The 15,233-nt window shown below is 50.7% G+C and carries 15 protein-coding genes; 11 read left to right on the top strand and 4 right to left on the bottom strand.

The genetic code is table 11. The annotated features are described in order from the left end of the window. Positions 1-183 precede the first annotated feature (183 nt). Both E6C74_RS06620 and E6C74_RS06615 read left to right on the top strand, forming a co-directional pair. A complete protein-coding gene (locus tag E6C74_RS06620) occupies positions 184-1,182 on the top strand; it encodes a phospholipase A (protein WP_136484015.1) in 999 nt (332 codons plus the stop codon). A gap of 335 nt (positions 1,183-1,517) precedes the next feature. Next, positions 1,518-2,516 carry a branched-chain amino acid aminotransferase gene (locus tag E6C74_RS06615; protein WP_136483894.1) on the top strand — a complete coding sequence of 333 codons (999 nt, stop codon included), beginning with the start codon at positions 1,518-1,520 and terminating at the stop codon, positions 2,514-2,516. Positions 2,517-2,752: 236 nt separating this feature from the next. On the opposite strand, the gene E6C74_RS06610 is transcribed toward E6C74_RS06615, so the two are convergent. Beyond that, positions 2,753-3,307, bottom strand: coding sequence for a DUF3750 domain-containing protein (locus E6C74_RS06610; protein ID WP_206208384.1), 555 nt, complete (start codon positions 3,305-3,307; stop codon positions 2,753-2,755). Positions 3,308-3,581: 274 nt separating this feature from the next. Between E6C74_RS06610 and E6C74_RS06605 the strand changes: the two genes are divergently transcribed. After that, positions 3,582-3,944, top strand: coding sequence for a DnaJ family domain-containing protein (locus E6C74_RS06605; protein ID WP_136483893.1), 363 nt, complete (start codon positions 3,582-3,584; stop codon positions 3,942-3,944). Here E6C74_RS06605 and E6C74_RS06600 read toward each other — a convergent pair. The 3 genes from E6C74_RS06600 to thpR form a co-directional block, all read right to left on the bottom strand. Next, complete coding sequence (locus E6C74_RS06600; protein ID WP_136483892.1) at positions 3,941-4,519, bottom strand: cold shock and DUF1294 domain-containing protein; 579 nt, start codon at positions 4,517-4,519, stop codon at positions 3,941-3,943. The genes E6C74_RS06605 and E6C74_RS06600 overlap by 4 nt on opposite strands. Before the next feature lie 160 nt (positions 4,520-4,679). Continuing rightward, positions 4,680-5,036: a hypothetical protein gene (locus tag E6C74_RS06595; RefSeq protein ID WP_136483891.1), complete on the bottom strand. Its 357-nt coding sequence runs from the start codon at positions 5,034-5,036 to the stop codon at positions 4,680-4,682. Between the two features lie 134 nt (positions 5,037-5,170). Beyond that, positions 5,171-5,716 (bottom strand): RNA 2',3'-cyclic phosphodiesterase, encoded by a 546-nt coding sequence (gene thpR, locus E6C74_RS06590; RefSeq protein ID WP_136483890.1) that lies wholly within the window; start codon positions 5,714-5,716, stop codon positions 5,171-5,173. Positions 5,717-5,858: 142 nt separating this feature from the next. On the opposite strand from thpR, the gene E6C74_RS06585 reads away from it, so the two are divergent. The 8 genes from E6C74_RS06585 (at position 5,859) to E6C74_RS06550 (ending at position 14,852) form a co-directional block, all read left to right on the top strand. Continuing rightward, the gene (locus E6C74_RS06585; protein WP_136483889.1) at positions 5,859-6,038 is read left to right on the top strand and encodes a 2-dehydropantoate 2-reductase N-terminal domain-containing protein; all 180 of its coding nucleotides are present in this window, start codon (positions 5,859-5,861) and stop codon (positions 6,036-6,038) included. 558 nt (positions 6,039-6,596) lie between these two features. Beyond that, positions 6,597-8,255: a putative transporter gene (locus E6C74_RS06580; protein WP_136483888.1), complete on the top strand. Its 1,659-nt coding sequence runs from the start codon at positions 6,597-6,599 to the stop codon at positions 8,253-8,255. A 278-nt stretch (positions 8,256-8,533) separates the two neighbouring features. Then, positions 8,534-10,093, top strand: coding sequence for a methyl-accepting chemotaxis protein (locus tag E6C74_RS06575; protein WP_136483887.1), 1,560 nt, complete (start codon positions 8,534-8,536; stop codon positions 10,091-10,093). Between the two features lie 172 nt (positions 10,094-10,265). Continuing rightward, positions 10,266-11,651, top strand: a complete 1,386-nt coding sequence (locus E6C74_RS06570) for a HAMP domain-containing sensor histidine kinase (RefSeq protein WP_136483886.1) — start codon at positions 10,266-10,268, stop codon at positions 11,649-11,651. Then, positions 11,651-12,283, top strand: coding sequence for a response regulator (locus E6C74_RS06565; RefSeq protein ID WP_136483885.1), 633 nt, complete (start codon positions 11,651-11,653; stop codon positions 12,281-12,283). Before E6C74_RS06570 ends, E6C74_RS06565 begins: the two co-directional genes overlap by 1 nt. A 130-nt stretch (positions 12,284-12,413) precedes the next feature. After that, the gene (locus E6C74_RS06560; protein WP_136483884.1) at positions 12,414-12,779 is read left to right on the top strand and encodes an STAS/SEC14 domain-containing protein; all 366 of its coding nucleotides are present in this window, start codon (positions 12,414-12,416) and stop codon (positions 12,777-12,779) included. A gap of 275 nt (positions 12,780-13,054) precedes the next feature. Continuing rightward, positions 13,055-13,669, top strand: coding sequence for an outer membrane beta-barrel protein (locus E6C74_RS06555; RefSeq protein ID WP_136483883.1), 615 nt, complete (start codon positions 13,055-13,057; stop codon positions 13,667-13,669). A gap of 85 nt (positions 13,670-13,754) precedes the next feature. Then, positions 13,755-14,852 carry a nitronate monooxygenase gene (locus tag E6C74_RS06550; protein ID WP_136483882.1) on the top strand — a complete coding sequence of 366 codons (1,098 nt, stop codon included), beginning with the start codon at positions 13,755-13,757 and terminating at the stop codon, positions 14,850-14,852. The last annotated feature ends 381 nt before the right edge of the window (positions 14,853-15,233 follow it).

Raw genomic sequence — 15,233 nt, 5'->3', positions numbered from 1 at the left:
TTTTGAAATACCAGTGATAATCCGACTAAATAACTGTGATACATCTCTTGCTAAGAGAGGATATTTAGCGTAGCAATAACACTGCTTTTACAACAATCAAGAAAATAGCAATTATACTTCAGAGGTTTAACTACCACTTTTTGCCAAGGAACCCACATGGAAGCGACGCTAAAGATGACGACGCTGCAGACGACGATGCTACAGACGACATTGCTAGCCACACTATTTCTGTCACCATTCATCGAAGCGGAAGAACTGTCCGATTATGACCGCTGTCTGCTTAACGCCACTCGCGGACAGAGCGGTGAAATGACCATAGATGAAGTGCGTCAGCGCTGTGAACTGCCAGAGGAAGAAGAACCGACTGAGGAGCCGGAGCTGCTGACTCAACGGCGGGAATTAGAAAAAAGCACCGAGTTCCAGCCGTTTGTGATAACCCCACACAAGATGAACTATATTCTGCCGCTCACCTATACCGACAGCGTTAACCGCGAGGCTTATCAGGACACTGGCTGGGCCGAGGATCTGCGTAAAGCGGAAGCCGAATTTCAAATCAGTTTTAAAATCCCGCTGAATTACACCGATCTGCTGTTTGAAGATGATGCCCTGTTCTTTGGTTTCACCCTGCGTTCCTACTGGCAGGTTTACGCCGGGTCCATTTCGCGCCCTTTCCGTGAAACCAACTACCAGCCGGAACTGTTCTACTTCACGCCGACCGTTTGGAAACCCTTTGGCGGCAACACCTGGCTCGGGGTTGGCATTGAGCATCAGTCCAACGGCCAGCGCCAGGATCTGTCACGCAGTTGGAACCGTATCTACGGTTCATTTACCTATGAAAAGAATCGTCTGGCGGTCAACTTCCGCCCTTGGTGGCGTATTCCGGAAGACAGTAAGGGTTACGCCGACGACCCGGACGGTGATGACAACCCGGATATCCGTGACTACATGGGCAATTTCGAGCTCAGCGCAGTGTATAAATGGGACAGTGTGGCATTGAACTTCATGGGCCGGGAAAACTTTGAGACCCACAACGGCTACGCGGAGCTAGGCATGACCTTCCCTATCTGGGGCAAGGTGCGCGGCTATGCGAAATACTCCACCGGCTACGGTGAGAACCTGATTGATTACAACCATAAGCAGCAGCGTTTTGGCCTCGGGATCGCGATAACCGATATCCTTTAATCAGCGAGCATGCTCAAAGGGCTGAGCGACAACGCTAAGCCCTTTTCTGCTCGCCGTCGACAAGCAGGCACAATGATTAATACCATCAATCATTGCCCTGATAACATATAGCCAAAAGCGGTGAATTGACGTCTTTCCTCCCCTCTGCCCGGTAAGCACAGCCCTGCGATTAAAGGGACTGGCACACAGAACGCCCGAATCTGTGACTTTTACTTTCTTACTGACGGAATCTGTTTTAGTATTTTGATATTAAGTCTTGGACGACTAATCTCTCGCCTGCCCAAACTTAATCTAACACTTCATCAAATAAATACAGTAATTAGGAAATCATAATAATGGCGGCTTTTGGTAGCGTGTTCATGCCTAAAATGGCTTTAGCAACATACGAAAATAATCAATGGACTGACGCTCAGATCGTTTCATCAGACAGCATCTCACTGCATCCGGGCGCACACGTACTGCACTACTCAAGTACTTGTTTTGAAGGCCTGAAAGCATTCCGTCACGAAGACGGCAGTGTGCATGTTTTCCGTATGGATCAGAACGTTGAGCGTTTCTCACAAAGCAGCAAGTTGCTATCTCTACCTGAGCTGGACAAGGCGCAAGTCTCGCAGATGATCACTGATATCGTTGCAGAATTCGCTTCTGACGTTCCACAACCACCAGGCTCTATGTACATTCGTCCAACGCACATTGGTACAGAGCCTGCTATTGGTAAGGCGGCGGCAGCTTCCGTCTCTTCAATGATGTATATCCTGTTGTCGCCAGTAGGTGATTACTTCGCTGGCGGCGCACACGCTCTGCGTCTGCTGCTGGACGAAGAAGGTCAGCGCTGCGCACCACACATGGGTATGATCAAGAGCGGCGGTAACTACGCCAGTGCGCTGGCTCCAACTCTGGAAGCAAAACAAAAATATCAGGCCGACCAGGTTCTGTTTTGTCCAAACGGTTACATCACTGAAACTGGCGCGGCAAACTTCCTGCTGGTTGACGGTAACGAGATCATCACCAAAGCACTGGACTCAACCTTCCTGCACGGCGTAACCCGTTCAAGCATCCTGACCATTGCTAAAGATCTGGGCATGACGGTCACTGAACGAGAAGTCTCTGTTGAAGAGTTGCTGGAGCGCGCTGCTAAACCAGGAGTGGAAGCCATGCTGTCTGGTACGGCTGCAGTTCTGACCTCTGTCGGCACTCTGATCCACAACGGTAAAGATTACAAAGTCGGCAGCGGCGAGATTGGCCCTATCGCACAGAAACTGCGCCAGACACTGAATGATATTCAGTGGGGTAAAGCGCCAGATACCCACAACTGGCTGACTAAAATCGCTTAGTGTCGGGTTAGCCGTGTGTCGTTTGCCGGACAGGTCCATCACTTAAATCAGTCGTTCGTTTAAAGTGACTGACCTGACAGCCGTCATACGCCAACCACAAAAACTCAAAAGCCCGCTGTCATAGCGGGCTTTTTGTTTTGCGCAATTTTTGCCTATATGGCTAAGCTTGGTTTGCTTGGTCACTCTTACCTTGTTTAGCCAATATACGTTTGCTTAGGCAAGCTTGATATTAAGGGTTAATCTGCGTAGCCGCTGCCGATGGCACGAAACGGCATTTTCAGCCCCAGTTCCGGCACTTGCTTACCGACCCAGGCCGGGAAAGTATTGCTGTTTGGTCCCGGAAACAGGGTGTATTCATTGGCCCACGGATACAAGCCTACCACTTTCTGTACTTTCGGGATCAACTGCTCAGCTTTTTCGCCCTGAATCGACAGTACTTTTTCAGGTTTTGCGCCGTACCAGTAACGGTCAGGCGTTACCGTCTGGTACTGATAGAGTGCCGGCTGACCGCGGTCAACCCGCCAACCAACCACCTCGTACACGGTATATTCTTCAGCATCCTGCGGTTTGAGCGCCATCCAGGTATGCACGGCAAACCAGCCGCGCCAACTGAACGCATCAGCGGCGTAAAACTCAATCACCGCCTGTTTGTCATTCTGCGGATCAGGGGCGATGCCTGCCGGTTCACGGCTGGCAGAACGCCAGTCGCTCTGGGTACAGCCACTGAGCATCGCCGCGACTGACACCAATAAAATCTGCACCATACGGTTAAAACCCAGCTTCTTCCTCATGCTCATCCCCTCTGCCATCACTTATTGTTCTGAAACTCTCTCGTTGATCTGAAACACTCTCGTTATTTTAGCCTCTGGTTATCTTAACGCTTTCTTTACCTTCGCCCTTTTACCCTATCAAACCCGGAGTCCTGATTAAAATCGTCAATAAACAACAAAAATGTTGCATGGTATTTCATTCACCACCAGGGTCAGTTGTGCAGCAGGCCACAGGCTATCCCTATTGATATACGGCCTTGAGTGAGTAAGCTGATCACTCAAACAGGAGAAACTGATGAGTACACTGGTCGACAAAATCGCAGAACAGCGCATTCAGGCGGCGTTTGATAACGGCAACATGGATGATTTACCCGGCAAAGGTGAGCCATTGCAGTTAGATGATGACAGCATGGTGCCCGAGCAACTGCGTATGGGCTATCGGGTGTTGAAGAATGCCGGTTATATTCCGCCGGAGCTTGCTGAGCGTAATCAGGCAATGTCGTTATGTGATCTAATGGCCCGTTGCGCGGAAGGATCACCGCAGCGCTGTGATGCAGAACATAAACTGCGCCAATTAGAACTACGAATGCGGATGCAAGGTGTGGACACCCGCTTCTTGCACCGCTACTTACGCTCCTTACAAACCGGAGAGCATTAAGGTAACCAATGCTGAATCAAGGCGTGGCCCGGCTGAGACAACGTCCAGCTGAAGGCCGCGATATTCAAAACGATGGTCAGCCAGAGAATAGCCTTAAACGGTTGCTTTTGCGATTTATGCCGTAGCTGATTCTGTGCCCACAGTGCTCCGGGCCAGCCGCCTGCCAACGCTAAAAGGTGCAAGGTTTTTTCCGGTATGCGCCAGGTGCCCTGCAGCGCCGCATTTTTATCCCTGGCATACACCAGGTAGGTAACCAGGCTGAGCAGCAGATAGAGCGGGATAAAGACCACCGCGCCGCCCATCAGCAGGGTTGTACCACTGACAAACACTACAAACGCACAGCCGAATACCACCGCTAGCGGAAGGCTGGCGGCCCCTTGCATGTTAACATTCACCGCATTGATACGCCCCTGGCTGTCACGCCCAAGCTCAAAGCAGACTTTGGCATTCACTTTGGGCCGTAAGCCCTTTTTTCTCAGCTCCGATACATGGACAAAGATTTTGCGTTTGCGCTCCGGCGTCACAATAAAACCATAGCCTTTATCGTCATACCACTCGCTGATTTTACCCTGCATATAATTGGAATTTCCCAGCCTGTTGTTTTGCCTGAGTTTAACTGATATCTGAGCGTTAGAGACAAGCGCTAAGTCAGTTTGACGTAAATCCGCGCAAAACAGGCATTAAAAAAGGCGAACAACCGTGTTCGCCTTTCTGGCGCTAAGGGATGACTGAGGTTTAATAGGTTTTACTCTTTTTATCCTGTTTCATCATCTTATCCTGATCCATCATTTTATCTTTGTTGTCATCACGATCCATATGACGTTCCAGTTTAGCTTCACACTCTTTAGCACTGCGGCCTGATTTTTCGCAGTCCTGCAGCTTCATTTTATACTGCGCACGCTCTTCTTCGGACATGCCCATCATATCTTTGTGCATTTGCTCCATTTCTTGATTCGACATCATCATGCCCTGACTATTCTGCTTCGCACTGTCAGACATCATGTTTTCACCCTGCTTATGATGATTGGCCATCGCACTGGCGGAAAATCCCAGCACCAATCCAAGCAGCATGACTGAGGTTACATTTTTCATTGCCGTTCTCGCTTCTTGTTATGAGGTTTGCTTTGCTGACGAACTCAATGTTCAACCGCATCGTGATCGAATAAAGTCGCCGCCAAGATCTCCTCAATTGTAGTCCATTCTCCATCATGCAACCGCCGCATGCGTTAACTTTGAGCCACCAGCCTTTCATACCGTGGCTGATAGCGCAGTTTTCCGTTTACATGAGCACTTTCCATCAAAGCCACAGAATGCACTGACAAATCCGTGTCCGGCATACCCAGCGCATCCATCGACTGATACAGCTCGACACGACGCCCCAGTGTGATATGAGGGCGATAGCGCCGGTTTTCCGGTGTAAAGCCATTTAACGCAAGTAACCCGCGCAGCTCAGCCTGCAACGCCATTAACCTGGCGTCCGGCTTTACACCCAGCCAGATCAGCCGCCCGCCTTTGATATCGAAATGACCCAGTTGACGACTGTGTAGCAAATGGGGTGGTTCGCTCTCCAACTGAGTCAGTAATCCCCCCAACTGTGCTAAATCGGCATCGCTGACTGCGCCGATAAATTCCAGCGTGAGGTGAAAATTGCCATCGTGGGTAAAACTGCCGTGTGCAGCGTTTCTTTTCAGTGTATCGCGGCTGCGTTGCAGCATCTCCTGCGCCTTCGTATCGAAAGTCAGCGCAAAGAAGCACCGTGTGTTGTCGGACATCGCCGTTCTCCGTCAGATGATCGATATAAGCATACCTCATCATGGCATACAGCTCTGGTTCTGAGATGCAAATGATTTAACCTGATAAGCATCATCTTTAAAAGAGACCAAGTTTCAAGGAGAGAATAAGGTCCAATTTGCCATGACCGGTGCCGGTGGCATCGGCTGTTATTACGCAACTCGCCTGATGAAGGCCGGACATCCGGTGGTGTTTGTTGCCCGGGATGAACATCTCAAAGCGTTACAATCGCAGGGGCTGTCACTGCACCATACCGAACTGATCATGCGTTTGCTGCAACACGCCAGCGGCCAGCTCAACTAAGCCAGAACGCTAAAGGTGCGCAACACTCATCTTCAGGTTGCACTTTTGGCGAGGTAATTTGTGTCAAAAGTACAACCTGGGCACATATTTTCTGCGCTACCTGTGCTGGGCATGAAGACAGCCAACCAGCATCAACCACGCCAGCCAGTTAACACCATTTACTTATATTTAACAGTTAGTTATCACGTAGAATTTATTTTTGCCCAGGCGCACAATTTTGCATCAACCCGGTTAACTTTGCCCCCGTAATACATTCATACTCAGTATCAGTTAAGGGCAATACCAAAACTGTCATGACCTGATACCGGGACAACATAACCGAGACTCAGATTGCAGGTTGGCACAGAATACTCTTCTGCTGGAAATCGCTGGCAGTATTTGAACCCTTCAGCCGCAGACCTGAACGCTGTTATGGTTGCAGTTGTTACCGGTGTAACCGCTGTAATACGGTGCCGTCTATACGGGCGCCGCACACAGTACTGTGCGAAAGCCTGCCTCTGTCCGCCGTTCATGGTGATTTGCCCTCCCGCGATTTTAAATGAAATCAGGAGCTTCACTATGAGTGATATTGCGCTTTCTATCAGCATTCTGGCGCTGGTGGCAGTGCTGGGCTTGTGGATTGGGAACTGGCGGATCTACGGCGTTGGTCTTGGGATTGGCGGAGTACTGTTTGGCGGTATTCTGGTTGGTCACTATACCGGGGTGTGGGGCGTCACGCTCAACTATGAGACCCTGCACTTTATCCAGGAATTCGGCCTGATCCTATTTGTTTACACCATAGGCATTCAGGTAGGGCCGGGCTTCTTTTCTTCGCTGCGCAGTTCCGGCCTCAAGCTGAATGGCTTTGCCGTGCTGACTGTGCTGCTCGGCTGCACTGTGACGGTTGGTCTGTACTATCTGTTTGATGTCCCTCTGCCGGTGATACTCGGCGTCTTTTCCGGTGCCGTCACCAATACCCCTTCGCTGGGTGCCGGCCAGCAGATTCTGACCGAACTGGGTGAACAACGCAGCCTGCTTGACCTGACCGGGATGGGCTACGCTATCGCTTATCCGTTTGGTATCTGCGGTATTCTGCTGACCATGTGGCTGCTGAGAATGATGTTTCGCGTCAATATTAATCACGAAGCTCAGGAGTTCGAGACGCACAACGGGCATAAAAAAGAGAGCCTGCACACCATGAACGTGGCAGTGCGTAACCCCAACCTGAATGGCTTATTCCTCCAAGACATTCCGGCCCTGAGTGAAGGCGACATTGTGTGTTCGCGCCTCAAACGGGGCGATACTCTGCATGTCCCTAAACCAGAATCGAGAGTCGAAGTCGACGATCTGCTGCACTTGGTCGGCGATAAAAAGGCGCTCGATAAAGCCCGGCTGGTGATCGGCGAAGAAGTCGATGCATCCCTGTCGACCCGAGGCACAGAATTGCGGGTCCAACGTCTGGTGGTGACCAATGAGATCGTACTGGGTAAGAAACTGCGCGATCTCGATCTGAAACAGAAATACGATGTGGTGGTCTCTCGTCTTAACCGCGCCGGGATTGAGCTGGTGCCGACCAGTCAGTCGACACTGCAATTCGGTGACATTCTTAATCTGGTCGGCCGTCAGGACGCCATTGAAGCGGTGAGCGGTATTGTCGGTAATGCTCACCAAAAACTGCAACAGGTGCAGATGCTGCCAGTGTTTGTCGGCATTGGTCTTGGCGTGCTGCTTGGCTCTATTCCGTTTTATCTGCCCGGCTTTCCCGCCGCGATAAAACTCGGTTTGGCGGGTGGCCCGCTGATCGTTGCCTTGATTCTGGCCCGGATTGGCAGCATTGGTAAGCTGTACTGGTTTATGCCACCCAGCGCCAACCTGGCGCTGCGCGAAATCGGTATTGTGCTGTTTCTGGCCGTAGTCGGACTCAAATCCGGCGGCAATTTTGTCGCCACGCTGGTGGAGGGTGACGGCCTGAGCTGGATGGGTTATGGCATGATGATCACCGCAATCCCATTACTGACTGTTGGCATTATGGCCCGTTTGTTCGGTCAGTTGAATTACCTGACCATCTGCGGCATGCTGGCCGGTTCGATGACCGATCCACCAGCACTGGCCTTTGCCAATGCGATCCATGAAGAGAGCGGTGCTTCGGCGTTGGCCTATGCCACAGTTTATCCTCTCGTCATGTGTCTACGCATCCTCTCACCACAAATTCTGGCCTTGATTTTGTGGAGCCTGTGACTCGATTTTGTAGAGCCTGTGACTCTTTGTCCCGGTGTCAGGTCGGCCAATACCGCGGTATTGGCCCCGCCGCATGACTCATTTTCTCACTCAGGCGCTTGTGAACTCACTCAGCAAACTTGCCTGGCAAGAGTGCTAACAGCGCCGCATTGTCAGCATATTTCAGTCAAGCTCACCATCATACTTTAGTGAAAGACGGCACAAGCTCACCGTCTCCGGCACACTAATCACGTTATAGTCCAACAAACGAAACACAATAATAATGATTAGGACGAAGTATGTTATCGACTCAACAACGTTTAGCCTTGGCAACCACGCTGGGTGCAGCGCTCACTCTGGCGGGTGGCTGGCGGCTCGGCATCGAAAGTGGCGGCTTCATTTTTCTCAGCGCTGCTATCCCACTGTTACTCGCTCCCTGGCAAATGCGCAGCCAGCATACAAACAGGCAAACCGACTCATACGCCAGCGACGACAATGCCCTGATCGCTGCTCAGATCGGTGCTGAACTGAACAAAAATGCCGTCAGTGCTGCGAAAGTGTCGTATGCACTTGATACGGTAAAACAACAGACATCGCGTCAGGTTACATCAATCGAGCGGATTTCTGACAGCTCAGAAGCGATTACCGACACGCTGGCAGTCAGCGCATCGCACACCAGCTCAGCGCTACAGGCCACTCAAGTGATGCGGGCGACCAGTGAAGAAGGGCGGGCAGAGCTGGATCAAGCGGTGCAAAGTATGCAGCAGCTCAGTCATCAGACAGACGCATCGGTCGATCAAATCAAGACCCTGGAATCTCAGGTTGAACGTATCGAAACCGTGGTCGAGGTGATTGAAAGTATTGCCGCTCAAACCAACCTGCTGGCTCTCAACGCCGCAATTGAAGCGGCACGGGCCGGGGAAAGTGGGCGCGGTTTTGCTGTGGTTGCCGATGAAGTGCGTAATCTGGCAGAACGCACCGCCCGCAGCACCGAAGAAGTTTCGACGATTGTCGGGCAAATTTTCGCTCAGACGCGTCAGGTGACCGCATCGATTGGTGAGTTGTCTACCAATGTGACACAAGGTGTCGCACGAGTGGAAAGTGTCAGCCAACGCCTGGAAACGATCGCCAGCCAGTCGCAACAGGTAGAACAACAGATGAGTGCCATCAGTGACGACGTAGCCACTAATGAGCAGAGCCTGCGTCAGATCGCCCGTTCCATTACCCATAGTCAGCAGGAATTATCAGCCAGTGATCACGAACTGCTCGAACTACAGACCGAAGCAGAACATTTAATGCAACTTGCCGAGCACAGTAACGCGGTCCTGGTCGAACACTATCCGCAATCCATGCACCGGCCTTTCTATGAACTGGCCTCGACGCTGGCAACGGCGGTGGGTAAAAAATTCGAACAGGACATCGCCAGTGGCGTGATATCGCAGCAGGCGCTGTTTGACCGTCAGTATCAACCCGTTGGCAACACCCAGCCGGCCAAATATCAGACCGCATTTGATCAGTATTGTGACTCGGTCCTTCCTTCCATGCAGGAGCCGGTTCTGACTCAGCGTCCAGAGATGGTTTATGCCATTGCGACCGACGACCATGGTTACGTCCCGACTCACAATAATCAGTTCTGTCAGCCACTGACCGGCAACCCGCAGCAGGATATGCTTGGCAACCGCACCAAGCGTATCTTTTCGGACCGGGTCGGCATGCGATGCGGCCAGCATCAGCAGACCATGTTACTGCAAACTTATAAACGCGACACCGGAGAAGTGATGCACGATATCTCGGTACCCGTTTACGTTAACGGCCGTCACTGGGGCGGAATGCGCCTTGGTTATGCACCACCACAGTAATCCGGCCTGCCCTTGAGACCTCATTCGGCCCGTCTGCTTTGATCGGCGGGGCGAATTTTTCATTTCCACCGCGGTGAAAGCGTGCCACAGCTGCGATTACTGCAATCTAACTGTGAGGTTTTGAGCAAGTTTGCCAATTGATAGTGTTGACCAGGTTAATTAGACTCCCGACATGGACCTGCTTATCATTTTCAAACTTTATCTTCTTTCCGGACTGGCTTTTTTTGCCATCGCTTTCGCTATTTTCTCGCGTAACCTCAACAACAGCCAAATTCTAATTGCCAAAGTACTGCCGATTTTCGCCCTGTTCGGGCTTGTTCATGCTGCGCATCTGTGGTCTGAACTCTATTTCGATCTCTATCAGCATGAATTCGCTTTGACCCGGCAGTTGGAAACATTCCTAGTGCTCAAATTGGCGCTCTCATTTATGCCCTTGGCTTACTTTGCCTGGCGCATGCTGGAACTGACACGCTGGAAAGCGTCTCTGCTACGCCGGATTAAACGTGTTATCGGGCTGCTGACAATCATTTTACTCAGCCACCTGTGCTGGTTATACAGCCAATTCAGCTATCCGGTGTTTGTGCACTATGCCAGTAACTATCTTTATTGGACCTTGGGCGTCGGATTCAGCATTCTAGCCGGCTGCACGCTTTTTTCTTATGCACATCGTATCGCTGGCAACGGCTACGGCTCACCGCTACCGTTTCAGGCACTAGGATTATCACTGATCAGCTACGCGCTTTGCGCCAGCCTGCTCGGAGAGGGCACTGAACCTTTGTGGGTACATCTTCTGCGTCTGGTCTGTGCTTATGCCGTGATGCTCAGCCTCTGGCATACACTGCGTGTTTTTGACCGTGAGCACGACCAGCAGTTGCAGTCAAACCTGCAATTGTCTCTGCAGGATGCCAAATTGCGCGAGCTTGGCGAACTGACCTCGGCGATTGCCCACGAGATCAAAACGCCGCTTAGCAGTGCCATGATGAGCTGTGATTTACTCGAGCGCCAACTGATTGATAATGCCAATCACAAGCGCCAGATTGACCGTATCCGCTTTGGCTTGAACCGCGCTGCAGAAATCAGCCAGGAGGTACTCAACTATGCGCACCACAGACCGATTCAGCGTCAGCCCGTCAACCTGTCACAGCTCATTGAGCAAGCTTTAACGCTCAATCAATACCGGCTGGAAGAGTTCGATGTGCAGGTTGACGTTGACCATCAGTTGGGCATTTCCGGTGATGCCGGCTTGCTGGAAGAAGTGTTCAGCAACCTGATTGGTAACAGCGTTGATGCCAGTCATGGCACCAAGGTATTGCGTATCCGGGCTATTCAGAATCAACAATACGCCATCGTCACCTTCACTGACTGTGGGAGTGGAATGCCGGATGCCCTGTTACATAAGGCGACCCAACCGTTTTTTACCACTAAACCCAAAGGTGAAGGAACCGGTATGGGCCTGGCGCTATGCAAACAAATCATTATGCAACACAACGGCGAACTACTGCTCTATAACCACGATAACGGCCTGACGGTGGAAGTTCGCATTCCGAGGAGTATTTGATGACTTTAAAACTGTTACTGGCAGAAGACGATCCACAACTGCGTGAAGTCCTGCTTGAAGCTTTGGCACTGGAATCGTTTGAAGTGACTGCTTTTGATAATGCTGAAGATGCCCTGGATGCCGCGGCCAGGCAGCCGTTCGAACTGGCTCTGTTTGATGTCGTGATGGGTGGCATGACAGGTATTGATGCGCTGACAACACTACGCCGCCTGCAACCTAACATCGGCATTGTCATCACCACCGCTTTTGCCACCGTCGATCTGGCCGTTGATGCCATGAAAAAAGGCGCGGATGAGTTTCTCACCAAGCCGTTTAATCTGGCCACCTTGTCGGTGACTCTGAAACGGGTCCATGCTGAGCGCAGCCCGAAAGCCCAGATTGAAGAACGTCATCATGACCAGATCTTCAGCGCCCTCTCCAATCCGATTCGACGCACCGTGGTGAAACAGCTCAAATTACACCGCAAAGTCAAATTTATGGATTTGTGTCGCATGGTGGGGGTCGAAGATCATACCAAATTTAACTTTCACTTACGCCAACTGGTCAACAGCGGCCTGGTGGTTAAAGAAGAAAAGCGGGTCTATTCTCTGACCGCACAGGGCCAGCAAATATACGCCAGCTTGCTGCTGTGAATCGTGATCACGTGTAACGCGGCGCGGACAGCGTAAATCGCACAAGTTCACCTTGCCCTTATTGGCAAGGTGAAACCCTAAGCCCTATTCTTTAAATGGAGCTTGTTTCAAGCCAGAAAGGGGGTGACCTATGTTTTCCGTTAACCGTCATGGAGAAAACCGCCTCGATATTCAAATCAGCGGTACTCTTGATAAAGAAGGCATGACTTTCGCTTTGGATCAACTGCTGACCCAGGGTGAAGGCATGCAAAATGGCGTGATGCTGTACGATGTCATCGATTATCATCTGCCAACACTGGATGCCATCTGGGTTGAACTGAAACAGATGCCTGAATTAATTGCCCTGATGCGACGTTTCAATAAGGCCGCGATTCTGTCCGATAAACAGTGGATCAAAACCGCCAGTGAACTGGAGGGGAAACTGATGCCCCATATCGAAATCAAGGCGTTTGACCGCAGCGAAAAAGCGCAGGCTGAAGCCTGGCTAAACAGCTGATCAGTTCTGGCGAAGCAGCCGTTCGACGAAGGGCCGGGCTACCCCGGCCGCTGCGGCTAATCCGCTTCTTTTGCCCCATCTTTCACTCCTCTGTCATTCTTCCACTCTCCCGTCATTCTTTTAACTTTCCTGCCAAGCATCACCATTGACGATAATTTTTGTTATCCATATCATCTTTAAAACAAGCAGTTACATATCAATTCATTGCAGTTATGCTAAGGTAGAAGCCTGTCTATTCATGCAATTTGAGCTAAAAATATTATAAAGAGGCAATAATGAAATTAAGCAGTTGGTTACTTCCTGTAATTACAATCTTTGGTCTCAATGCTGCGGCATTTGCACAAGAAGATAACAATACTGACAAAAAACAGGATATCGGCCATGTCTACATAAACGCAGACTTGGCATTTTTTAACGATGCTGAATTGGAAAGTGGTAACGGCAAAATCAAAGAAAACGGTGACTTTGGCGATTTTGGATACAACCTCGCCGCCGGATACGAATTTAACACCCATCGCGATGTAAAATTGGGCGTAGAAATTGAGTACCGCCATTTCGGCACAGTACAATATGCTGATTTAGTCGATGCAGACGGCGATGCAGTTTTTTTTAACATCAAGCCTCGTTTCATTAAGCATTACAAGCAAGTAGATGCTTATGTTAGTCTGATTGGCGGCATAGGGCATCTTGACTTTGAACTAGAAAACACATCAACCGGAGCTTCCGCGTCAGCGTCTAAGGGCGGCTTCCAGTATGGTGCGGAGATCGGCGTCGCGTTTCGCAACAACATGAGTCTGCATGCCGGATACCGTATCGCTCAAGCACAAGATGTAGAAGACATAGATATCACAGTGTCGACTGGCTACATTGGTATAGGTTACCAGTTTTAATCTAAAGAGCAGGCCTGCCGGCGATCAACATCTATTTTTACCAAAATCTAAAATCTTCGCAGGCCGCTATTGTTCAGGAGATCGTATGTACACAGGAAACATTGACGAGCTGTTGGGGTGCGAACTGCCCATTATTCAGGCGCCGATGGCTGGTGTGCAAGACAGCGAACTGGCCATCGCGGTGTGTCAGGCCGGGGGCCTGGGCTCCCTGCCCTGCGCAATGCTGAGTGCAGACGGCATGGTGGAGGCAATTAAACTCATTCAACGTTCAACGGATAAACCGTTTAATCTCAACTTTTTCTGCCACTCCATGCCTGCCTTCGATCCTGAAAAGCAACAACGCTGGCAAACCACACTGAGCCCTTATTTTCAGCAACTGAACGCCGAGTTACCGGCGGCAGAGAATGGGGCCAGCCGGATGCCGTTCAGCCACGATATCGCCGATGCCATCGAGCCGTTTCACCCCCGGGTACTGAGTTTTCATTTCGGGCTGCCGGAGCCGGATCTGCTCAAACGAATCCAGCATTGGGACTGTACAATTCTTGCCTCCGCGACCACCTTACAGGAAGCACACTGGCTTGACGCTCGCGGTGTTGATGCCATTATTGCTCAGGGCGTCGAAGCCGGAGGACATCGCGGTATGTTCCTCAGTCAAGACACCAGCACCCAAATCAGTACTACCGCACTGGTGCCACAAATCGCCCAGCAAGTGCGGGTACCCGTCATTGCTGCCGGTGGCATCGCTGACAGCCGTGGCATTCAGGCGGCACTGATGCTGGGAGCCAGCGCCGTTCAACTCGGCACGGCTTACCTGCTGTGTACAGAGGCAAAAACATCGTCGTTGCATCGTGCTGCGATTAAAAGTGAGCGCTCGCAACATACGGCCCTGACCAACCTGTTTTCCGGTCGTCCGGCACGCGGCATCGTCAATCGGTTAATGAGCGAGCAAGGTTACCTCAGCGATTCGGTCGCTGATTTCCCGTATGCCGCCAGCGAAATCACTGCCTTGCGTAAACTGGCGGAAAGCCAGGGCCTTGATGACTTTTCTCCACTATGGTGCGGGCAAAACCCATCTGGCTGCGTTGAAATTTCTGCAGCGGAGCTGACCCTGCTGCTGGCGTGTGAAAGCGGAATGATCGATTGTCAGTACCTGCATGATGAGCCCTACCCTTACTCAATCTGAATTAGTTCTCACCATTTTCATCACCAGACACAAACGTGAAAAAGAGTCACTATTGTATCCTTAGTCTTTGACGTTACTGAATATCAAACCGTTATCATCAAGATCAAACTTGCACAGAAATCAACCTAATTTCTTCGTCAATAGCGCTGGCTGATATGCGCTATCATGACCTAAATTCAAACACTGCTGAGAATGATCGTTAACGCGCACTAAAATAGCGATTCAGGTGTATTAAATATACGTAAGATTAAAACCGCAAAGAAATTTAAACTTGGCAGGAAACTCTCTCCATAATCAGTTAATTTCTCAGACAAAAATTTCACACGCCGTCTCCTAACCGCCTTCAAACAACAGGCATATCGATAAATATGAAATTTATCA

It is taken from the genome of Vibrio sp. H11 (assembly GCF_004804295.1).
In the GTDB taxonomy this organism is placed as follows: Bacteria; Pseudomonadota; Gammaproteobacteria; order Enterobacterales; family Vibrionaceae; genus Vibrio; species Vibrio ostreae.
The sequence above is the reverse complement of the archived record's forward strand: the minus strand, read 5'-3'. Positions and strand labels throughout refer to the sequence as shown.

Coding starts and splice junctions, on each gene's coding strand:
- E6C74_RS06615 (WP_136483894.1), top strand. CDS start 1,518: ATGGCGGCTTTTGGTAGCGTGTTCATGCCTAAAATGGCTTTAGCAACA.
- E6C74_RS06610 (WP_206208384.1), bottom strand. CDS start 3,307: ATGAGGAAGAAGCTGGGTTTTAACCGTATGGTGCAGATTTTATTGGTG.
- E6C74_RS06605 (WP_136483893.1), top strand. CDS start 3,582: ATGAGTACACTGGTCGACAAAATCGCAGAACAGCGCATTCAGGCGGCG.
- E6C74_RS06600 (WP_136483892.1), bottom strand. CDS start 4,519: ATGCAGGGTAAAATCAGCGAGTGGTATGACGATAAAGGCTATGGTTTT.
- E6C74_RS06595 (WP_136483891.1), bottom strand. CDS start 5,036: ATGAAAAATGTAACCTCAGTCATGCTGCTTGGATTGGTGCTGGGATTT.
- thpR (WP_136483890.1), bottom strand. CDS start 5,716: ATGTCCGACAACACACGGTGCTTCTTTGCGCTGACTTTCGATACGAAG.
- E6C74_RS06585 (WP_136483889.1), top strand. CDS start 5,859: ATGACCGGTGCCGGTGGCATCGGCTGTTATTACGCAACTCGCCTGATG.
- E6C74_RS06580 (WP_136483888.1), top strand. CDS start 6,597: ATGAGTGATATTGCGCTTTCTATCAGCATTCTGGCGCTGGTGGCAGTG.
- E6C74_RS06575 (WP_136483887.1), top strand. CDS start 8,534: ATGTTATCGACTCAACAACGTTTAGCCTTGGCAACCACGCTGGGTGCA.
- E6C74_RS06570 (WP_136483886.1), top strand. CDS start 10,266: ATGGACCTGCTTATCATTTTCAAACTTTATCTTCTTTCCGGACTGGCT.
- E6C74_RS06565 (WP_136483885.1), top strand. CDS start 11,651: ATGACTTTAAAACTGTTACTGGCAGAAGACGATCCACAACTGCGTGAA.
- E6C74_RS06560 (WP_136483884.1), top strand. CDS start 12,414: ATGTTTTCCGTTAACCGTCATGGAGAAAACCGCCTCGATATTCAAATC.
- E6C74_RS06555 (WP_136483883.1), top strand. CDS start 13,055: ATGAAATTAAGCAGTTGGTTACTTCCTGTAATTACAATCTTTGGTCTC.
- E6C74_RS06550 (WP_136483882.1), top strand. CDS start 13,755: ATGTACACAGGAAACATTGACGAGCTGTTGGGGTGCGAACTGCCCATT.